The following is a 21,188-nucleotide window of genomic DNA, read 5'->3' on the forward strand; positions in this document are numbered from 1 at the left end:
GATCGATGTCGCGGACCGGCGTCCCGGGTGTCGCGGTTCCAAACGATGGCGTCCGGTTCCGCGGCGCCGTATTGACGAGAGCGCCGACGAGGTCGGGGATACTCCCCTCCTGATCGTGCGCTCAGTCTACCGGCTGTCGGCGAGGCGAGCCAGTCGCGTGCCGCGCTATTCGGTCCCGCCCCCGATGGAGGCGATGACGCCGGCCAGGTCCTCGGGCTTGACCAGGACCTCACGGGCCTTGGAGCCTTCCGACGGTCCGACGATGCCGCGCGTCTCCATCAGGTCCATCAGCCTCCCCGCCTTGGCGAATCCCACGCGCAGCTTGCGCTGCAGCATCGATGTGGAGCCGAATTGGCTGCTCACAACCAGTTCGATCGCCTGCAGCAGGTCGTCGAGGTCCCCGCCGATGTCGGCGTCGATCTCCTTCTTGTCCCCGGCCTTGGCCTCTGTCACGCCGTCGACGAACTCCGGGTCCGCCTGGGTCTTCGCGAACTCGACGACGGCACTGATCTCGTCGTCGGTGATGAACGCGCCCTGCAGGCGCACCGGCTTGCTGGCCCCCATCGGCAGGAAGAGGCCGTCGCCCATGCCGATCAGCTTCTCGGCCCCCGGCTGGTCCAGGATGACGCGCGAATCGGTCAGCGACGAGGTGGCGAAGGCCAGCCGCGACGGGACGTTCGTCTTGATCAGGCCGGTGACGACGTCGACCGACGGCCGCTGCGTCGCCAAGACCAGGTGGATGCCCGCGGCGCGCGCCTTCTGGGTGATGCGCACGATGGCGTCCTCGACGTCGCGCGGAGCGGTCATCATCAGATCGGCGAGCTCGTCGACGATGGCGAGGATGTACGGGTAGGGCTGGTACACGCGTTCGCTGCCCAGCGGGGCGGTGATCTCGCCCGAACGCACCTTGGCGTTGAAGTCGTCGATATGGCGGACCCGGCTGGCCTTCATGTCCTGGTAGCGCTGCTCCATCTCCTCGACCAGCCAGGCGAGCGCCGCCGCCGCCTTCTTGGGCTGCGTGATGATCGGGGTGATCAGGTGTGGGATGCCCTCATACGGCGTCAGCTCGACCATCTTCGGGTCGATGAGGATCATCCGGACGTCGTCGGGGGCCGAGCGCGCCAACAGCGAGACCAGCATTGAGTTGACGAAGCTCGACTTACCCGATCCGGTCGAGCCGGCCACCAACAGGTGGGGCATCTTCGCCAGGTCGGCGGTCACGAAGTCGCCCTCGATGTCCTTGCCGAGGCCGATGACCAGCGGATGCTTGTCCTTGCGCGTCGACGGGGCCTTGAGGACGTCGGCCAGGCGGACCATCTCACGATCGGCGTTGGGCACCTCGATCCCGACGGCGGATTTGCCCGGGATGGGTGCCAGCAGACGCACGTTGTCGGTCGCGGCCGCGTAGGCGATGTTCCGCTGCAGCGCGGTGATCTTCTCGACCTTCACACCGGGGCCGAGTTCCACCTCGTACCGGGTGACCGTCGGGCCACGGGTGTAGCCGGTGACCGCTGCGTCGATCTTGAACTGCTCCAGGACGCCGGTGATCCGGTCGATCATCTCGTCGTTGGCGCGACTGCCCCGCTTGGGCGGATCGCCGTCGATCAGCAGCTTCGCGGGCGGGAGCCGGTAGGCGCGCTTGCGCGGCGCACCCCGGGTCGGCGCGCTCGGCGCGGGAATCGCGGCCTCCGGGACGGCCTGGGCGCCGGCCGGCGGACCGATCGGCTGGGTCGGCTCGTCACCGATGGGCATCGTCGTCCGGTTGGCGAACTCCTCGTCGTCGAGGGAACCGATGGGCGACGGGACACGGCTGGCGAGGGCACCGGCCGTCGGCCGCGTCGGCGTCGCCGACCAGGGCGCGTCGTCGGGCGGGTAGTTGTCGTGCGGTGTGGGCACGCGGCGCTGGGGTCCGGTCTGCTGCCAGGTCGGCACCTCGTCGTAGCCGAGGTCGTCGGACTGTCCGCCGGAGGCGATGTCGTCGAACTCGTCGTCCCACGGGGCCGCGACCGACTGTTCCGCGTCGTAGACCTCGTACTCGCCGTCATCCGCGTAGTCGTCGTACTCGGTGTCGTATTCGGCGTAATCGTCGTCGGCGAAGTCGTCCGCCCCGACCACGCCGAACCGGCCGTAGCGCGATCCGAGACCCAGGTAGCCGCGCACACCGTCGAACAGCTCGCGCACCGAGCTGCGGCTGACCATCACCGCGCCGCCCAGGCAGACGAGGACCAGCAGCGGAACGGCAAGCCACGGGGTGATCCCGCTGCTCAACGGGGTTCCGGCGACGAAACCGAGGAATCCGGCGACACGGCTGCGACCGTCGAGGTCGGTCGGCTGCCCGCCGATCAGGTGGATCAGACCGAGCACCGAGAGCACCACCAGAAGGAGGCCCACCACGATCCGCGGGCGACGCAGATGGTCGGCCGGACGGCGCATGAGCACCATCGCGGCGACGAACAGCAGCACCGGCAGCGCGTACGCGCCCATCCCGACAGCGGAGCGGACCAGCGCGTCGAGGAAGGGGCCGACGGGTTCGGCCACGTGGAACCAGATGACCGCCGCCGACGCCGCCGCGGCCACCAGCAGGATCAGCGCGATGGAGTCGCGTCGCTGCGACGGGGCCGCGACGGGCTCCTCGCCGTAGACGTCGGGGTCGGCCGGCGCCTCGTAGGCGCTGCCCATCCGGGCCACCGACCCCACGCCCCGGGCGGCGAATCCCCAGGCCGCAGCGATGCCGCTGCCCACCCGCATCCCGGCGGTGGGCCGGTGCAGGTCGACGGAGGCGTTGGCGTTGGTGCGCGATCGGGGCGCGCCGGTCTTGCCGCGTGCTGCCGACGAACGGTTCGCACCGCTTCTGGGAGTGCCTGACTTGGACTTGGCCGATCCGCCTCGACTCGCCGTCGAGCGCGTGCCCGAGGTTCGCGTCGAATCGGACCGTCCGGAGGAGGATTTCGCCGTCGAGCCACGGGAAGCGGTTGAGCGCGCAGCGGTACGACTGGGTGCCTTCGAAGCCATGAGAGAAAGCTTAACTCTGGTGGTCACACCAATCACACCTGCCACACGGGTAACGGTGCGGCGTGTCGGATTTGTGACCTCCGGGCTTCCTCCCGCAGTTTCCCTTCTTCCCGACGAAACTTCGTCGGGAAGAGACGAGAAGTGCGGGAGGAACCGCTACTGATTCACTTCGATGACCGTCGGCACGATCATCGGGCGACGACGGTACTTCTCGGCGACCCAGCGGCCGACTGCTCGTCGAATCGTCTGGGCCGCCGCGTGCGCGTCGGTAACGCCCTCCGACGACAGCACGTCAAGCGCGTTGTTGACGACCTCGGCGGCTTCCTTGAGCGCATCCGGGTCGTCGGAGAAGCCGCGACCGGAGACCTCCGGCGCCGACACGGGCTTGCCGGTCGTCGCGTCGACGGCGACGGTGATGGCGATGAACCCGCCCTCCCCCAGCACGAGGCGTTCGGACAGCGTCGACTCCCCCACGTCGCCGACCGACAGGCCGTCGACGTAAACGTGTCCGACCGGAACGCGGCCGACGATGCTCGCCAGCCCGTCGACCATGTCGACCACCACGCCGTCCTCCGCGAGCACGATGCGCTCCGGGTCGACCCCGGTCGCCTCGGCAAGAGCCGCATTCGCGCGCAGGTGCCGCCACTCCCCGTGCACGGGCATGGCGTTGGTGGGGCGCACCGCGTTGTACAGGTAGAGCAGCTCGCCGGCCGATGCGTGGCCGGAGACGTGGACCTTCGCGCTCTGCTGCGTGATGACCTTCGCACCGCGGCGCACCAGGCCGTTGACCACCGCGAACACCGAGTTCTCGTTGCCCGGGATCAGCGAGGACGCCAGCACGACGAGGTCGTTGGCGCGGATGTTGATCTGGCGGTGCTCGCCGCGCGCCATCCGCGACAGCGCGGACAGCGGCTCGCCCTGCGATCCGGTGGAGATGAGGACCAGCCGGTCGTCGGGCAACGAGGCCGCGCGGTCGAGGTCGACGACGACGCCGTCGGGCACCGTGAGGTAGCCGAGATCCTGCGCGATCTGCATGTTGCGGACCATCGAGCGCCCGACGAAGGCGACGCAGCGGCCGTGCCGGTGCGCGACGTCGACGATCTGCTGGATGCGGTGCACATGGCTCGCGAAGGACGCCACGATGACGCGTTGGCGCGCCTGCCCGATGACCTGGTCGAGCACGCCGCCGATCTCGCGCTCGGGGGTGACGAAGCCGGGGACCTCGGCGTTGGTCGAGTCGACGAGGAAGAGGTCGACGCCGTCGTCGCCGAGACGGCTGAACCCGGCGAGGTCGGTGAGCCGCCCGTCGAGCGGCAGCTGGTCGAGCTTGATGTCGCCGGTGTGCAGCGCCAGCCCGGCCGGGGTGCGGATGGCGACGGCGATGGCGTCCGGGATCGAGTGGTTGACCGCGAAGTATTCGCAGTCGAACGGGCCGTGCTGAGTGCGCTGTCCCTCGACGACCTCGACCAGTTTGGGCCGCTGCCGGTGTTCGCGACACTTCGCCTCGACCAGCGCGAGGGTGAACCGCGACCCGACGACCGGGATGTCGCCGCGCAGCCGCAACAGGAACGGGATGGCGCCGATGTGGTCCTCGTGGCCGTGGGTCAGCACGATGGCCTCGACGTCGTCCATACGGTCTTCGATGTAGTGGAAGTCCGGGAGGATCAGGTCGACGCCGGGCTGGGCGTCCTCGGGGAACAGCACACCGCAGTCGACGATGAGCAGCTTGCCGTCGTACTCGAAGACCGTCATGTTGCGGCCGATCTCGCCGATCCCGCCCAATGCGACGACGCGCAGGCCGCCCTTGGGCAGCTTCGGCGGGAGGCCGAGCCGATCGACGGGCAGCGCGACCGGCGCCGAGCCGCCCCCGCCGGACTTCTTCTTGCGCTTGTTCTTGTTCTTCTTCTGCCGCTGATCCGACTGCGACGACTGGCCGGACCGCGCCGGCTGATCCGGCTGCACCGACGACTGGCCGGAGGTCTGCGCGGGTTCGACGTGGGATTCCTCGACCACGGCGACCTCCACCGGCACATCGACGGGAGGCGTCACGGCTTCCTGTGCTTCCTGTACCTCCTGCGGCGACGCGGGCGGCCCGGCCTGACGACTGGCGGCCCGCCGGCGGCGGCGCGCTTGGCCGCTGCTCTGCTGCTGTTCGCTCATGCGAGGACGCCCGCGTCGCGCAGATCGACCAGCAGCGCCTCGATCTGCGGTCCGTCGGCCGGTACCTGCGGCAGGCGCGGGTCCCCGACGTCGAGTCCCTGGATGCGCAGCGCGGCCTTGACCAGCGTGACGCCGCCCAGACGCGACATCGCCCGGTACAGCGGGGCCATCGACAGGTTGAGGTCGCGCGCCTTGTCCAGGTCGCCGTTGCCGACGGCGATGTGCAGGTCGCGCAGCCGGTCGGGCACGAGATGACCGATCACACTGACGCAACCGACGGCGCCGACGGAGAACCACGGCAGGTTCAGGCCGTCGTCGCCGGAGTAGTAGTCGAGGCCGGTCTGCGCGATCATCTCCGCGCCGCCGACCAGGTCGCCCTTCGCGTCCTTGACCGCGACGATGTTGGGATGCTCGGCCAGGCGCCGCATCGTGTCGTCGGCGACGGGCACCACCGAGCGCGGCGGGATGTCGTAGACCATCACCGGCAGATCGGTGCCGTCGGCGACCGCGGTGAAGTGGGCCAGCAGCCCCGACTGCGGCGGTTTGGAGTAGTACGGCGTGACGACGAGGAGCCCGTGCGCACCAGCCTGCTGCGCGTCCTTCGCGAAGACGACGCTCTCGGCGGTGTCATAGGTGCCGACGCCCGCGGTGATCTTCACGCGGTCGCCGACGGCGTCGAGGACCGCACGCAGGACCTCGAGCTTCTCCGCCGGCTGCGTGGTGGGCGACTCGCCCGTGGTGCCGGCGAGGACCAGGTTGTCGACACCCTTGTCGGCCAGGTGGACGGCCAGCTCGGCGGCCTTGTCGAGGTCGAGGGAACCGTCGACGGAAAACGGGGTCACCATGGCCACGCCGATCGTGCCGAAAGCACGGTCGGCGGTGGCGTTCTCACCTGCAGTCATGTTGGTCAAGGCTACCCGCTCACCCCTCCAGCACATACGGCGAGGTGGCCACCTCGCTGCCGTCGGAAAGAGTCGAAATCTCGAAGTCGCCGAACACCGTCGGGGCGAGCTCAGCCAACTGCCGCAGACATTCGACGGCGAGCTGGCGAATCTCGACGTCGGCGTGCTCGGTGGCGCGCATTCCGATGAAGTGACGCCACGCCCGGTAGTTGCCGGTGACCACGATCTTCGTCTCCGTGGCGTTCGGCAGCACCGCACGCGCCGCCTGCCTGGCCTGCTTGCGGCGGAGGATCGCGTTGGGCACGTCGGCGAACTTCTCCTCCAAACGCGACAACAGCTCGGTGTACGCGGCACGACTGGCATCGGTGGCCGCCAGGAACAGTTCCTCGAGTTCCTCGTCGTCGCGAATGGCGGGCGGTGCGACGACGCTCGCGTCGTGCTCGGGGACGAACCGCTGCGAGAGCTGCGAATACGAGAAGTGTCGGTGCCGGATCAATTCGTGGGTGCACGACCGCGAGATGCCGGTGATGTAGAAGGTCACCGTCGCATGCTCGAACAGGGAGGTGTGCCCCACCTCGAGGACGTGACGGAGGTAGCCGGCATTCGTCGCGGTCCGCGGATTCGGTTTGTCCCAGCTCTCGTAGCAGGCACGACCGGCGAACTCGATGAGCGCCTCACCGCCGTCGGCATCGGTCGTCCAGGGCACGTCGGGCACGGTGAACCGGGTGGAGGCGACGAGTTGCACGGACAGTGGGACTAGCTGCGACACGGGAATGCCTTCTGCTGGTGGGCTGGATGGCCCCAACACTAGCCCGGCCGTTCGCCTCGGCCGGTTATGGTCGGTTCATGCAGCAGACCGCGTCGCCCCTCCTCCGCCCCACCCGACCGCGTCCCACCGCGGCCCGACTCACCACCGCGGCCGCCTGCGCCGTGCTCGCCCTCGGCATGACGGTGCTGGCCGTCGATCCGGCCGCACAGGCCGCGCCCGCCCCCGACTCCCGGTCCGGCGCCGCCCATTCCGACGCGGCCCACCCGGTGAAGACCGATCCGCGCCTGATCCGACTGCAGGGCACGGAGAACACGCGGACCTTCGCGACCTACCGCACCACCGATGGGCATGCGCTGAACCCGCGGGTCATCCGCAGCGACAACCTGTCCAAGTTGACCCCGGGCGACCAGCGCGCCCTGGCCGGGCGCGGGGTGGCGACCGTCGTCGACCTGCGCACCGGCATCGAGCGGGGTTTGCAGCCCGATCGGCCGGTGCCCGGCGCCAAGAACGTCGCCGCCGACATCTTCGGCGACCAACTCGTCGGAGCGCTCAATCTCGACGACGGCTACCGCATGTTCGTCTCCGAGCCCCACGCCCGCGCCGAGTTCGCGCGGACCCTGCGGCTGGTGTCGGCCACCCTCGCCAAGGGACACGCGGTGCTGTTCCACTGCACGGCGGGCAAGGACCGCACCGGCTGGACCGCCGCCATGCTCCTGACCATCGCCGGCGTCGACCGCGCGACGGTGAACCGCGACTACCTCGCGTCGAACAAGTTCCGCCACACCACCTCGGCCGACGCCCAGAACGGCGTGCGGATCGAATGGCTCAACACGTCGTTCGCGACCGCCGACCGCATGTACGGCAGCTTCGACGGCTACCTGCGCCGGGGGCTGCGCCTGTCCGACGCGGAGATCGCGACCCTGCGCGCCCAGCTGCGCGGATAGCCGGCGCTCAGGCGAGGAGCGCGGTGAGCCGGGTCGCGGTGTCCTCGTGCCCGTGTACCTGCACCGAGTCGATGCCGAGGTCGGCGACCGGACGATCGTTGCCGCCCTCGTCGAGGCGGTCGCCGAAGAACAGGATGTCGCCGGTTCCCAGGCTCAGGAGCTCCATGAGCCGCCGCGCCCCATAGGCCTTGTCGATCCCCTTGCGGGTGATGTCGACCGAGGTCGAACCGCCGCTGCGGACCTCGAGATCGGGCAGCCGCTGCGCGGCGTAGGCGCGCAGGGATTCCTTCTTCCCGCCGTCGGGGTCCCAGGCGGCCTTCGCGTCGACGGGCGCCTTCTGGCCCAGGGCGCTGAAGGTGATCTGGCTGCCCCGGTCCTCGAGGATCGGACCCCACGTCTTCGACTCCCAGAGGCCCAGCTCGCGCGCACCCGTTTCGACGACGTCGAGCGCACGGGCCTTCTGGTCCTCGGTGAGGTCCTCCTTGTAGACGGTCTCCCAGTCGCCGTCGGCGAAGCGCAGGTAGTGGGTGCCGCACGTCGGCATGAGGTGCAGGCGCTCCAGCCCGTCGAAGCTCCCGATCCGGTTGAGGACTTGGTTGCGGAACTGGGTCTCGTTGCCGCCGGAGATGATGCACACCGACGCCTGCCCGAGCAGACGGCGCATCAGGTCGACCATCTCGTCGCTCAACGGGCTCTTCGACGCGGCGAGCGTGTCATCGAGGTCGAACATCACGAGCGAATAGGACTTGCCGTCCTGGGTAACCGCCACTGCAATCCTTGTCGTCGGCCGGCGGGCAGCTCCCGCCCGGAGTCGGGAGTCTACTTTGCCATATCGGATCAGCCGGGTTGCTGGGCTGCATCACCGGTGGCGGCGGCGCGGCTCTTGTACCAGTTGGTGAAACTGATCGGCAGGATGAAGCCGACCGCTTGGGCGATGCCGTCGGCTAGGTCGCCGGCATCGGTGCGGTAGATGATCCAGACCGCGATCGCGGTGAGGGTGAACGCCACCGCCCAGACCGCGGTGATCACCCGGTTGACGCGACGGAACTTCTCGGTGCCCCAATATTGTTGCGGCACCTCACGTTTGGCGATTCCCTCGGTGAAGGGCTTGCCGATGGCCAACGAGGCCCACGCGGTCAACGCCAGCCAGCCGAACGCCAACGTGCTGTCGTATTGGTGGATCGTCGTGTTCCGGGTGATGAATCCGACCGCCGCGAGCGCGACGAAGAAGACCACCGCGCTGATCTCGAGGATCTGCGCGTCGGGTCCGATACCGTGCCGGCGGTCGTCGAGGATCAGCGCCAAACCGACGACGACGGCGGCCAACGCGCCCCAGCGCCAGGAGTCGTCGCTGAATCCGGCCACCACCCCGTAGACGATCCAGGGTGCGAATCCGCGCAGGATGGTCATCGTTCCTCGCTCCGCCTTCGTGTTCTCAATAGCGCTGCGTCTCAGTCGCGCTTGCGACGATAGTTGACGAATCGATAGTCGAGGCCGGAATCCGACCGCAGCCATTCGCCGGTGGACTCGGTCTCCCACCCGTCGCCGATCTCGGGTGCGAAAGCGTCGGCACCGGGCACGTCGACGTCGATCTCGGTGACCGCCAACTCGGTCGCCCGGGCCATCGTCGAGCGATAGATCTCGGCCCCGCCGATCACCGACACCGGCTCTCCCGCGGCCAGCGCGAGTGCCTCGTCGACGGTCCGCGCGCGCACCGCCCCGTCGTCGGACCAATCGTCGTTTCGGGTGACGACGATGTTGCGCCGCCCGGGCAGCGGGCGAAACTTTCGCGGCAGCGAGTCCCAGGTCTTACGGCCCATGACGACCGGATGGCCGACGGTCAGCTCCTTGAAGCGCGCCAGGTCTTCCGGGACCCGCCACGGAATCGTGTTGTCGCGCCCGATCGCACCGTCGCGCGCCTGGGCCCACACGAGGCACACCCGCGCGGGCATGGCGACCCATGCGGTATCGCTCACACGGCCACCGGCGCTTTGATCGCCGGATGCGACTGGTAGCCGAGCACCGCGACGTCGTCGTATTCGTAGGCGTCGATCGACTCGCGGCGGCGCAGTTCGAGCGTCGGATACGGGAACGGCCCGCGCGACAGCTGCTCGGCGACCTGCTCGACGTGGTTGTCGTAGATGTGGCAGTCGCCGCCGGTCCACACGAAATCCCCGACGTCGAGACCGGCCTGCTGCGCCATCATGTGCGTGAGCAGCGCATACGACGCGATGTTGAACGGCACCCCGAGGAAGAGATCCGCGCTGCGCTGGTACAGCTGGCAGGAGAGCTTGCCGTCGGCGACGTAGAACTGGATGAACGCGTGGCAGGGCGGCAGGGCCATCTGCGGGATCTCCCCGACGTTCCACGCGGAGACGATGTTGCGACGGGAGTCGGGGTTGGACTTGAGCATCTCGATCGCATTCGCGATCTGATCCACGTGCTCGCCCGACGGTGTCGGCCACGACCGCCACTGCACCCCGTAGACCGGCCCGAGGTCACCGTTCTCGTCGGCCCACTCGTCCCAGATCGTCACGCCGTGCTCCTGGAGCCAGCGCACGTTGGAGTCGCCGCGCAGGAACCACAGGAGTTCGTAGACGATCGACTTGAGGTGCACCTTCTTCGTGGTGATGAGCGGGAAGCCCTGCGACAGGTCGTAGCGCAGCTGCGCGCCGAAGATGCTGCGGGTGCCGGTGCCCGTGCGATCCGCCTTGGGTGTGCCGTGCTCGGTGACCTGGCGCAGCAGATCCTCGTACGGCGTGGGGATGGGCGCGCTCATGGCACCGAGTCTATCCAGCCGACGCGTCCGGGGCCCGCTTCGACTCAGTCGAACTTCACCGCCGGCGGGCTCTGCGTCAGATCCACCTTGATCGAGACGTAGGCGTTGTCGGTATCCGACTTCGGGCCGCTTCGGGTCTGCACCGTGTACGGGAACGCGATCTTCGCCGAGTAGTAGGTCAACTGCGCGTCCAGTTCGTTGAAATTTCCGTCCCCCAGCGACTCGGGCATCACCGGCGGCGCCCATTTCGCGGTGTTGGGCAGCGCGTCGCCGTCGTCGATCCGGTTGGGGCAGTTCGCCGGCGCCAGATCCGTCGACCCCGCGCACTTGGCGATCGCGTCGCGGACCGCCTGGTTGGCCGCGGCGTAGCCGGATTCGGTCACCTTGACGTCGAGGTCCGTCGTCATCATCGATGAGAAGCCGAGCAGGTCCTGCAGCGTCGCGATCCGGTCGCCGTCGACGCTGTAGTTCGAGGTGAGCGGCTCGATTCCCATCCAGCCGGGGAAGATGTAGACGGAGTCGCCCTTGGTCAGCGTCTTGCCGAGAACCTTGACGATCGGTGTGTCGAAGTAGTTCTTGATGTTCACCGCCGCGTTGTCGAGCTTCCAGGCGCGCCCCGACTTCTTCATGAACAGCGTGTCGTCGGAGGTCTTGTCACCGAACTTCACCGAGACGTGCACCGATCCGATCGAGATCTGCGGACCCTTGGCCGTCGAGTCACTCAGGATCCGGATATCGCTGATCGGCGCCTTCGCGATCTGCTTCTTGAGCGCCTCGTCGGTCAGCAGTTCCGTCGAACCGGGCTGCGAGGCACCATAGGACAGGGCCGTCTTAGCGTCGCCGCGCTGCAATGCCTCCAAATAGCCCTTGACGGCGTCGCCGGCGGGCGCGGACCGGTTCAACATGCCGACCGCGACGATGGCGCCGACGCCGATCAGCAGGACGACGACGAGGCCGATGACCGCGCCGATGATCCACTTCGTGGAACTGTTCTTGGGCGACGGCGGTCCCACCGGCGGATACGCGCCGGTCGGGAACCCGCCGGCGTGCGGCCCGGCCGGTGCCGACGCCGGCACCACCGGTTGCTCCCAGCCGGTCGGATTGCCTTGGGACGGCGGGTAAGTCATCGATGTCCTTTCGAAGACAGGTGGCGCGGTCAGCGCGATCGCTCACCATCCAAGCACCCGCCCGCGGATGATCGGCACGGGGTCGGCTACCCGCCGAACGCGGCGCCCCGTTCCCGGTCCAGGTGGGTCTGCGACTTGTTGCGCAGGAAGAAGACGTAGACGACGAGCGACGCGCCGATGGTCACCACGACATACGCGATGAACCAGGACACGTGATGGCTCCTGGTCGCCGCCTCGTAGAGCATCGGCGCGGTGCCGCCGAAGACCGAGTTGGCCAGGGCGTAGCCGATCCCCACCCCCAGCGCGCGGACGTGCGACGGGAAGAGTTCGGCCTTCACCAGCGCGTTGATCGACGTGTAACCGGTGATGATGATGTAGCCGAGGCAGACCATCGCCAGCGAGCCGATCGCGACGGACACCGTCGGCAGATAGGTGATGAGGAAGTACGTGTAGAGCACTCCGCCGACGCCGAAGAACACCAGCATCGGTTTGCGGCCGACCACGTCGCTGATCAGCCCGCCGATCGGCTGGATCACCATGAGGAAGATCAGGCCGATCAGGTTGATCCACGTCGCGGTCATCGCGTGATCCGCGTAGGCCGTCTTCACGATGGCCGGCGCGGTGACGCTGTACACGTAGAACGCCAGCGTCCCGCCCATCGTGATCAGGAAGCACAGCACCAGCGGGCGCCAATAGCCGGTGAGCAGCTCCCGCATCGATCCCGACGACGTGTCCTCGCCGTCGCGCACGGCCGCCAGCTGCTCGTCGGACAGGGATTCGTCCATCGTGCGCCGCAACCAGAACACCACGATGGCCGCGATGCCGCCGATGAAGAAGCCGATGCGCCAACCGAACTCGTGCAACTGGTCCTTGGTGAGCACCGACTGGAGGATGAGCAGGGTGAACTGGGCGAGCACGTGCCCGCCCACCAGGGTGACGTACTGGAACGACGAGAAGAAGCCCCGCCGCTCGCGGGTCGCCGCCTCGGACATGTAGGTTGCCGACGTGCCGTACTCGCCGCCCGTCGCGAATCCCTGCACCAGCCGGCAGAGCAACAGGATCAATGCAGCCGCGATACCGATCGTCTCCCGGCCCGGGATGACCGCGATGACGAAGGAGCACGCCGCCATGATCGTCACGCTCAGGGTCAGTGCGGCCCGTCGCCCGCGGCGGTCGGCGTAGCGGCCGAAGAACCACGAGCCGATGGGGCGCATCACGAAGGTCACCGCGAAGATCGCGTACACGTAGACCAGCGAGTTCTTGTCCGCCGGGTCGAAGAAGTGGCCTTCGAAATAGGTGGCGAACACGGTGTAGACGTAGACGTCGTACCACTCGACGAGGTTGCCGCTCGACCCCCGCAGCGTGTTCCAGATCGCCCGGCGGGTCTGCGCCTGCGACGACGTCGGCGGTGGGTGCGGCTGCATCGTGTCGTCGGTGGCGGTCATCGATTCACCTCAGGCCATCAGCTGCGCGGCCACGGTGGCCCCGAGTTCCCAGCAGGCCTCGCGGTCGGCTTTCGTCGGCGCACCGGATACGACGACGAACTCGGCCGCCTTCTCCCAGCCGAGTCCCGTCGTGATCGTCGTGATCGCCTTCTGCGCCCCTTCGGTTCCCTGGTTGCCGTGCAGGTAGGCGCCGAACGGCCGGCCCCGCGTCGAGTCGAGGATCTGGTAGTAGGCGCAGTCGAAGGCGTGCTTCAACGCCCCGCTGATGTATCCGAGGTTGGCCGGGGTGCCCAGGAGATAGCCGTCGGCCTCCAGGAAGTCCGATGCGGAGACCGACAGCGCGGCGCGGCGCACCACCTCGACGCCCTCGATGTCGGGATCGCCCGTCCCGGCGACGACGGCCTCGAACATCTCCTGGCAATGCGGCGACGGCGTGTGGTGGACGATCAGCAGTCGGGCCAACGCTCCCCCTCCGGGATGTGCTTCACACTGTCGTGCTCGGCGGTGATTCGACGGTACGGCGACGACCTCATGCCCGACCGGTAAACGCGAGCAGCCGATCGGCCGCACTGTCCGAGGCCGGTGTGAGCGCCGGGCCGAACAGCCCCTGGGCGCGCAACTCTTCGACCTCGGGCGCCGCGCTGTCCAGCAGGTACTCCACGACATCCGACGGCGGCTCCCACGCCGCACCGATCCCGACGCAGAGATCGCGGGCGTGCAACGCCAGCTCCGCCACCCGGATGGTCAGCAGGGAGTGCCCGGTGCGCCGGCCGGCACGGTGGTCGACGATCGCATCCAGGTCGGCCGTCTCGGCCGCCTCGTGGGCCATGCGCGCGTACTCCCAGAACCGGTCGAGCGGATCGGTGCCGACGTAATCGGTGTCGCGGGTCGCCGCGGTCTGTGCCGCCGTCGCACCGTCGAGCAGCATGGCGTAGCGGTGGCCGCCGCCGATCACGTGGTTGATCAACTCCCGGTTGGACCAGGTGCCGCAGCCGCCCGGCTCGTCCAGATCCGCGTCGGTGACCCGCGTCAACACGGCGGCCCAGAACCGTTCCGCCTCCTCGATGGCACGGGCCTGGTCGATCACGGGGCTTCGGCCTCCCGCGCGGCTTCCGCCCGGTACTGGGCGACGGCGGTCTTCATCATCTGTCGGGCACGACCGCGGTCGCCGGCGTAGTCGTAGGCGCGGGCGATGCGATAGGTGTTGCACCAGTCGTCGGGATCGGCCTCCCACTCGGTGCGCACCTGTGCGAACAGCGCGTCGGCCGCCTCCCGTTCCAACCGTCCCGAGGGGCGGCGCGGCAGTTCGGAGACGTCGAGGTCGCGTCCGGCCGCGGCGGCGGCCGCCCCCAAGCGCTGGTGCCAGATGCCCGCGGCCAGCGTCTGGTAGACCATCCAGGCCCCCAGGAACGGCAGGATCAGCACGCCGATGCCCATGCCGATCCCCACCGCCTTGCCGGAGGCGATCAACATGACCCCCATCCGTCCGAGGAGGACCAGGTAGACGAGCAGCGCGGTGACGATCAGTCCGATCATCACCACGGTGGGCCGGGCGTCGCGCTTGCCGGGGTCGGCAGTCATCGTCGCCACCCCTACGAGAGGTTCATGAACGCGTCGAGTCCGACGGTCAAGCCGGGGTGCGCACCGATCTCGCGGACGCCGAGGAGGACCCCCGGGACGAAGGAGGTGCGGTCGATCGAATCGTGCCGGATGGTCAGGGTCTCCCCCTGGGTGCCGAACAGCACCTCCTGGTGGGCGACCAGACCCGTCAGCCGGACCGAGTGCACGTGGACGTCGCCGACGACGGCGCCGCGGGCCCCGTCGATACCGGTCGACGTGGCGTCGGGCATCGGGCCCAACCCGGCCTCGGCGCGTGCGGTCGCGATCAGCTGGGCGGTGCGACCGGCGGTGCCCGACGGGGCGTCGGCCTTCTGCGGATGGTGCAGCTCGATGACCTCGACCGAATCGAAGAACCGCGCGGCCTGCTGCGCGAAATGCATGGACAGGATGGCGCCGATCGCGAAGTTGGGCGCGATCAGGACCGCCGAGCCGGGCTTCGCGTCGACCCAGGCCTGGACCTGCGCGAGGCGCTCGGCGGTGAAGCCGGTGGTGCCGACGACGGCGTGGATACCGTTGTCCACCAAGAACTTCAGGTTGTCCATGACGACGTCGGGATGGGTGAAGTCGACGACGACCTGGGTATTCGAGTCGACGAAGCGCTGCAGCGGGTCTCCCTGGTCGACGCCAACGGTGAACTCGGTGTCGGCGGCCGCGTCGACGCCGGCGACGATGGCCCGCCCCACTTTGCCGTTGCTGCCCAACACACCCGTGCGAATGCTGTCCGTCATCTGCCCTCTTCCCGCGTCACTCGTGATCGTCTGATCGTCGTCGAGTCTAGTGACTCCGCCGACGACGAGTCCGCGCCCCGCCTCGCGTTCGACGCCGACGCCGGCCGCAAAGGTGTCCAAGGATCTGGACATCTGTGATTCACGACACGCACCAGAATCGGGGATGTACCGGGATCCGGTATGCGGGTTTCGCTCGCCTGACGCATCGCGCCGGCGGCCACACCCCGCCGCACCGGGCAGAGGCAAGACCGGCCCACACATCAGGGAAGTGAGTAGACGACATGATTAACTTCGACAACAAGGTCGCATTGGTAACCGGCGCGGGCCGTGGTCTGGGACGGTCGCACGCCGAGACGCTCGCCAAGCTCGGCGCTTCGGTCCTCGTCAGCGACGTCGACGCGGATGTGGCCGAGGAAGTGGCCGCGGGGATCAAGGCCGCCGGCGGCAAAGCCGCCGCCAAGCAGGGTGACGTGTCCAAGGACGAGGATGCCAGGGCCATCGTCCAGGCGGCCGTCGACGCCTTCGGCCAGCTCGACATCGTCGTGAACAATGCCGGTGTCGACAAGCACGACGACTTCGGCCCCGGGGTCATGGAGCAGACGCGTCGACACATGGACATCAACTTCCTCGGCACGGTCGCGGTGACGGCCGCCGCGTGGCCGCATCTGGTCAAGAGCGGCAACGGGCGCGTGGTCAGCACCTCGTCGCCGACGGTGTCCGGCTGGGAGGGTGAGACTCCTTACGTAGCCTCCAAGGCCGCGATCTTCGGCTGGACCCGCTCGCTCTCGATCGAGGCGCTCAAGCAGGGGATCCGCGTCAACGCGATCGCGCCGACCGCCTACACCCGGATGGCCGAGGCCGCCGACATCCCGCAGGAGCTGAAGGACACCCTCAAGGCGAATATGACGACGGCGATGGTCTCGGCCATGGTCGCCTACCTCGCCAGCGAGGAGTGCGGCGTCGCCGGCGAGATCCTGCTCACCCAGGGCGGTCTGATGCAGCGGTTCTCGCTCGCGATGAACGAGGGCTACGCCAACCCCGAGTGCACCCCGGACGACATCAAGGAGCACCTGGACCAGATCCTCGACGACTCGACCGCCAAGCCGCTGGGCGGAATCGGCACCGAGAACGAGACCTCGCTTCTCGACATCGTCTGAGTACGACACGATCCGAATGCCCCGCGACGCCCTACCACGGTGTCGCGGGGCATTCGTCGGTTGTGCGGTCGAGGCGGGACCGAATTGTGGCGACCGATCGGCATACTGGGGCGATGGTCGGAACCATCAGATTCGCCGAGCGAACGTGGGAGGCGAAGTCGTCGACGACGGCCTACGTCATGACCTGGATCGCCGATCAGATCCCGCGCAGCGAGGAGGCCGGGCGACTGCGTGAGCTGGTCGAGGACAACGTGCTGTATCTCGACCTGTCCGAGCTGGACTCCGGACGGCGAATCGTCTCGCTGCTCTCCGATGACCTGCCCGCCCTCATCCGGACTATTCGCAGCGGAGACGGGCCGGCGTCTCCCGGACTAGCCGATTCCCTCGTCGACCTGCAGCAGGCTGCGCAAAGCCAACGTCGGCGCAACGATGCCGCGACACAGGCGGCGGTCGTGCGCAGCCAGCGAGACTACGCGGAAAAGCGAACACGCAGACGCCGCAGCGCCATCGTCGGGGGCATCGGGACCACGGTCGGCGTGGCGGCACTCGGCGCGAGTGCCTACCTCGTCGGCGGGGCCTGGGACACCTGGGTGACGATCGCGCTGTTCGTCGCCCTCCTCCTACCCGTGATGGGAGCGGTCATGCTGGGCTTCTTCAGCATGATGCTGTCCGACGGCGGACCGAAGACGGCCGTCTACATCGCGCTCGTCATCGGGGTCATCGGTGTACCGCTGTCCGCAATCGCGGTGTATCTCGGCGCTGCCGCGTTGGCCTGGCGCGCGGACGGCCTGACCTTCTACTACCCGATCGTCGCGCTGGGAGTCGGCGCGCTGGTGGTCGCCTGTCTGGCCGGCCTCGCCGGCGTCCTCGCCTCGTCCTGAGAGTGGTCGAGTGGTCGCTTTGGGTGGTCGAGTGGTTGCTTAGGTGGTCGAGTGGATCCGAGTAATCGGTGGTCGAGTGGATCCGAGGCGCTAGCCAGATGGGTGGTCGAGTGGATCCGAGGCGCTAGCCGAGGAACCGTATCGAGACCCCGGTGAGTCGACGTCGGATCGCACGTGTGCTGTGTCCAGAGCAATGTGTTGCGCACCTCACACCAGGTTGGTAGAATAGAACGTATATTCGAACCGGGGTTGAGGGGGTGGATCCAATTGACCGACGCGGCGGTGGCTGATGCGATGCCGGCGGTGTTGCCGGATTCGCCTCGGGAGTTGGCGGGGTTGATTGATGCCGCGATCACGAAACTGGGGTCTGCCTCGTTGGGGTTGGCCTCGGATACCGAAGTGACCGCGACGGTGGAGGTGCTGGAGCGGGCGTGGCGGCGCGCGGACGGGGTGAATGCGGCGTTGCTGGTGGAAGTGTCGGACCGGAATTTGTGGTTGGGGTATGCGACACCGCGGGCCTGGTACAGCGAATACCTGCGGTTGGGGCCAGGCGAGGCCAGGCGTCGGGAGGTGGTGGCCGAGGCGATCGGGGTGTGCACCGCGTTGACCGGGCAACCGTTGCCGCCCAAACGCGAACCGTTGGCGGTGGCGGTCGCAGCCGGGGTGGTGTCGGGTGAGCATGTGCGGGTGATCGAACAAGTCCTGAACAAAATCCCGCACCAAGCCGACCCGCGGGAGGTGGCGGCGGCGGTGACGGTGTTGACCGAGGCCGCGAAGGCAGCCACCCCGAAAGACATGAACCGTCTTGGGCAACGGATCCTGGCCCACCTGGACCCCGATGGCACCCTGACCGACGACAGCGACCGGCACCGCCGCCGCAGCCTGCACCTGGGAGCCCAAGGCGCGGATTTGATGTCCAAACTCAGCGGGTATGTGACACCCCAGGTCCGGGCCAAACTCGAAATACTGCTCGACAACTGGGGCAAACCCGGCATGAACAACCCCGACGACGACGAACACCGCATCACCGGCCCACTCGCCCTCATGACTCTCGACGCCACCGACCCCAACCCCACCACCGACCCTGACGGCACCACCACCGGCCGCGACACCACCGTGGCTGACGCGCGTCACCATGCGTTGATACAGGCCCGGGGCCGCGACACCCGAACCTCGGCACAACGCGACCACGACGCCCTAGAAGCCGGGTTGGATTGGCTGCTGGGACACGAGGCGTTGGGGAAACCGGATCGGATCCCGGCCGAGGTGGTGATCACCATCGACGAACACGACTTGGCACGCCGCGCCGGAATCGGAGTGACCGCGACCGGCACCATGGTGCCCATCGGTGACTTGATCCATCTGGCCGCCCACGCCACCCCGTGGTTGGCGGTCTTTCACCACCACACCCGCAGCGTGCTGAACTTCGGGCGCGGCCGGCGGCTGGCGACCAAAACCCAACGCCTGGCCCTGTTCGCCGCCGAACCCGGCTGCAGCAAACCCGGCTGCGGGCAACCGTTCTCCCGCACCCAAGCCCACCACGCCACCCGCGACTACGCCCACGGCGGATCAACCAACGTGACCGACATGACCGGGGCCTGCGGCCGACACAACCGGGCCGTCGGTACCAAACCCGGCCAATGGGAAACCCACGTCTTCACCAACGGACCCCACACCGGACGCACCGGATGGCGACGCACCGGAACCGACCAACCCTTCCAGGTCAACCACACCCACGACCCCCGCACCTACCTACACGGAACCGTATTCGACCCCAACCAGCACGACCACGACCAGGCCGCGGGCGACGACCAGACAACCAGCGCCGACGGTGACACAGCGCCACCGACCACGCCGATAATGAAACGCATCCGACCCGACGAACACTGGGGACCACCACGAGTCGGGAATCCCGACACAATCGACCGGTCCTCACCAGTCGAAGCAGTGCTGGCCCTACTCGTCGCCGCTTGATGGTCGAGGGTCAACTCCTGTGCGCGCGTTGGTATTTCGACTCGCCGGGTCTCGATACGGTTCCTCGGCTAGCGCCTCGGATCCACTCGACCAACGCGTCTAGCGCCTCGGATCCACTCGACCACCGCGGGGACATCCCCGTGAGGAGCACTCGACCACCGCGCCCCCTATACCGCCGACAGGTGATGCTTCGGCTCGGCCGGGAAGCGCTCGATCCACGGCTGGGCCTCCTCCAACTGCGTCGCCAGTTGCAGCAGCGCCGCGTCGGCGCCGAGCGCGCCGTTGAACTGGACGCCCAGGGGCAGACCGTCGGCAGTCCAGTGGACGGGGACGGTGATCGCCGGTCGGCCGGTCAGATTCGCGAGCTGCGTATACGGGACCCAGCCGAGATTGTCGTCGATCATCTGGTCGATGACCCCGGTGCGGACCAACGCCTTTCCCGCGTGGACCCGGTGAACGACGCGGGCCGCGACCTGCAGCGGCACCGGTGTATCCAGCGAGCCGACCTTGATCGGCTCGCACGCGATGGTCGGGGTGAGGAAGAAGTCGTGATCGGCGTAGAACCGCTCCATGGCGTAGGTGTACTCCTTCACCTGCCCGAGCGCCGCCATCAGCGCCGCGACGCCGCTGGCGCGGCCGATCTCGGCGACGGCCAGGGTGTCCGGCTCGAAGTCGGAGTCCTTCGCGCCCGTCCGCGCCTTGATCTCCGCTACCTGCCCTTCCAGTTGGGCGAACCAGATGGTCAGGAAGGTCTGCGCCAATGCCTTGTCGTCGTAGGGAGGCGCCACCTCCTCCACGACGTGGCCGAGGTCGGTCAGCAGCTCCGCCGTCGCGGTCATCGCCGCGACGGCCTGCGGATCGGCCTTGCCGGTGATGGCGGAATGCGCCGAGAACCCGATCTTCAACTTGCGCGGCTTCTTCTTGATCGCCTCGGCAAACTTTCGGGACGGCATCGCGGCCTGGTAGTCGGCGAACGGGGTGCGCCCGACGATGACGTCCATCAGACCGGCGGTGTCACGCACGGTGCGCGCCACTACCCCCTCGGTGGCCATGCCGAACATCGACTCCCCCCGTTGCGGACCGTAGGGCGCGAGACCGCGACTCGGCTTGAGACCGACGAGACCGTTACAGGCCGCCGGAATCCTGATCGAGCCACCGCCGTCGTTGGCACCGGCCGCCGGCACGATGCCGGCCGCTACCGACGCCGCCGATCCGCCCGACGACCCGCCCGGGGTGCGCGAGGTGTCCCACGGATTGCGGCACGGACCCCACAGCTTCGATTCGGTGATCCCCTTCGACCCCAGCTCGGGGGTGGCCGTCTTCCCGAAGATCACCAGACCCGCATCCAGGAACCGGTCGACAAGCAGCGCGTTCTCGGTCGCGACGTCGTTGCGCAGGGCCCGACAGCCCGCCGTCGTCGGGTATCCCTTGTACTCCTGGTGCAGGTCCTTGACGAGGAACGGGACCCCGGCGAACGGTCCGGTCAGGTCGCCCTTGACCTGCTCGTCGGCCTCGCGGTCGATATTGATGACGATCGCGTTGAGCTTTCCGTTGACCTGCCCCGCGCGTTTGCGCGCCAAGTCGAGCAACTCCTTCGGGGTGACCTGCTTGGCCGCGACCAGTTCGGCGAGTGCGGTCGCGTCGTGGCCCATGTATTCGTCGAGGTTCATAGGCCCGATCGTATCGACCC

General features: G+C 68.2%; 19 protein-coding genes. 4 read left to right on the forward strand and 15 right to left on the reverse strand.

Annotation, left to right across the window (positions count from 1 at the left end):
- Positions 1–165: 165 nt before the first annotated feature.
- The 4 genes from HUN08_RS10055 to thyX form a co-directional block, all read right to left on the reverse strand.
- Positions 166–3,012, reverse strand: coding sequence for a DNA translocase FtsK (locus HUN08_RS10055; RefSeq protein WP_124246569.1), 2,847 nt, complete (start codon positions 3,010–3,012; stop codon positions 166–168).
- A 156-nt stretch (positions 3,013–3,168) separates the two neighbouring features.
- Positions 3,169–5,172 (reverse strand): ribonuclease J, encoded by a 2,004-nt coding sequence (locus HUN08_RS10060; protein WP_124246570.1) that lies wholly within the window; start codon positions 5,170–5,172, stop codon positions 3,169–3,171.
- On the reverse strand, positions 5,169–6,074 hold the full coding sequence (dapA, locus tag HUN08_RS10065) for a 4-hydroxy-tetrahydrodipicolinate synthase (RefSeq protein ID WP_124246571.1): 906 nt from the start codon (positions 6,072–6,074) through the stop codon (positions 5,169–5,171). The genes HUN08_RS10060 and dapA overlap by 4 nt, the downstream gene beginning before the upstream one ends.
- A gap of 19 nt (positions 6,075–6,093) precedes the next feature.
- Positions 6,094–6,843, reverse strand: coding sequence for an FAD-dependent thymidylate synthase (thyX, locus tag HUN08_RS10070; protein ID WP_124246572.1), 750 nt, complete (start codon positions 6,841–6,843; stop codon positions 6,094–6,096).
- 77 nt (positions 6,844–6,920) lie between these two features.
- On the opposite strand from thyX, the gene HUN08_RS10075 reads away from it, so the two are divergent.
- Positions 6,921–7,787, forward strand: a complete 867-nt coding sequence (locus tag HUN08_RS10075) for a tyrosine-protein phosphatase (protein ID WP_301546662.1) — start codon at positions 6,921–6,923, stop codon at positions 7,785–7,787.
- 7 nt (positions 7,788–7,794) lie between these two features.
- Here HUN08_RS10075 and HUN08_RS10080 read toward each other — a convergent pair whose 3' ends face one another.
- The 10 genes from HUN08_RS10080 to dapB form a co-directional block, all read right to left on the reverse strand.
- A complete protein-coding gene (locus tag HUN08_RS10080; protein ID WP_301546663.1) occupies positions 7,795–8,556 on the reverse strand; it encodes an HAD-IIB family hydrolase in 762 nt (253 codons plus the stop codon).
- Positions 8,557–8,624: 68 nt separating this feature from the next.
- The gene (locus HUN08_RS10085; RefSeq protein ID WP_124246573.1) at positions 8,625–9,197 is read right to left on the reverse strand and encodes a hypothetical protein; all 573 of its coding nucleotides are present in this window, start codon (positions 9,195–9,197) and stop codon (positions 8,625–8,627) included.
- Between the two features lie 41 nt (positions 9,198–9,238).
- Positions 9,239–9,739, reverse strand: a complete 501-nt coding sequence (locus HUN08_RS10090) for a dihydrofolate reductase (RefSeq protein WP_124246656.1) — start codon at positions 9,737–9,739, stop codon at positions 9,239–9,241.
- 20 nt (positions 9,740–9,759) lie between these two features.
- A complete protein-coding gene (locus HUN08_RS10095) occupies positions 9,760–10,566 on the reverse strand; it encodes a thymidylate synthase (RefSeq protein WP_124246574.1) in 807 nt (268 codons plus the stop codon).
- Between the two features lie 44 nt (positions 10,567–10,610).
- The gene (locus HUN08_RS10100; protein ID WP_129624325.1) at positions 10,611–11,693 is read right to left on the reverse strand and encodes a DUF4878 domain-containing protein; all 1,083 of its coding nucleotides are present in this window, start codon (positions 11,691–11,693) and stop codon (positions 10,611–10,613) included.
- Positions 11,694–11,779: 86 nt separating this feature from the next.
- Positions 11,780–13,117 carry an MFS transporter gene (locus HUN08_RS10105; RefSeq protein ID WP_174900984.1) on the reverse strand — a complete coding sequence of 446 codons (1,338 nt, stop codon included), beginning with the start codon at positions 13,115–13,117 and terminating at the stop codon, positions 11,780–11,782.
- A gap of 30 nt (positions 13,118–13,147) precedes the next feature.
- A complete protein-coding gene (locus HUN08_RS10110) occupies positions 13,148–13,600 on the reverse strand; it encodes a flavodoxin family protein (RefSeq protein ID WP_174900912.1) in 453 nt (150 codons plus the stop codon).
- A 67-nt stretch (positions 13,601–13,667) separates the two neighbouring features.
- A complete protein-coding gene (locus tag HUN08_RS10115; protein WP_124246577.1) occupies positions 13,668–14,225 on the reverse strand; it encodes a TIGR03086 family metal-binding protein in 558 nt (185 codons plus the stop codon).
- Positions 14,222–14,719, reverse strand: coding sequence for a hypothetical protein (locus HUN08_RS10120; protein WP_124246578.1), 498 nt, complete (start codon positions 14,717–14,719; stop codon positions 14,222–14,224). Before HUN08_RS10120 ends, HUN08_RS10115 begins: the two co-directional genes overlap by 4 nt.
- Before the next feature lie 11 nt (positions 14,720–14,730).
- Positions 14,731–15,486, reverse strand: coding sequence for a 4-hydroxy-tetrahydrodipicolinate reductase (gene dapB / locus HUN08_RS10125; protein WP_124246658.1), 756 nt, complete (start codon positions 15,484–15,486; stop codon positions 14,731–14,733).
- 281 nt (positions 15,487–15,767) lie between these two features.
- Between dapB and HUN08_RS10130 the strand changes: the two genes are divergently transcribed.
- The 3 genes from HUN08_RS10130 (at position 15,768) to HUN08_RS10140 (ending at position 19,498) form a co-directional block, all read left to right on the forward strand.
- Entirely contained in the window at positions 15,768–16,643 is an 876-nt protein-coding gene (locus HUN08_RS10130) for an SDR family NAD(P)-dependent oxidoreductase (protein WP_124246579.1), read from the forward strand.
- Between the two features lie 113 nt (positions 16,644–16,756).
- Positions 16,757–17,524, forward strand: coding sequence for a hypothetical protein (locus HUN08_RS18370; RefSeq protein ID WP_301546664.1), 768 nt, complete (start codon positions 16,757–16,759; stop codon positions 17,522–17,524).
- 195 nt (positions 17,525–17,719) lie between these two features.
- Positions 17,720–19,498 carry an HNH endonuclease signature motif containing protein gene (locus HUN08_RS10140; RefSeq protein WP_301546665.1) on the forward strand — a complete coding sequence of 593 codons (1,779 nt, stop codon included), beginning with the start codon at positions 17,720–17,722 and terminating at the stop codon, positions 19,496–19,498.
- A gap of 167 nt (positions 19,499–19,665) precedes the next feature.
- Here HUN08_RS10140 and HUN08_RS10145 read toward each other — a convergent pair whose 3' ends face one another.
- On the reverse strand, positions 19,666–21,168 hold the full coding sequence (locus tag HUN08_RS10145; RefSeq protein WP_124246580.1) for an amidase: 1,503 nt from the start codon (positions 21,166–21,168) through the stop codon (positions 19,666–19,668).
- Positions 21,169–21,188: the final 20 nt, after the last annotated feature.

This window comes from Gordonia sp. X0973, assembly GCF_013348785.1.
In the GTDB taxonomy this organism is placed as follows: domain Bacteria; phylum Actinomycetota; class Actinomycetes; order Mycobacteriales; family Mycobacteriaceae; genus Gordonia.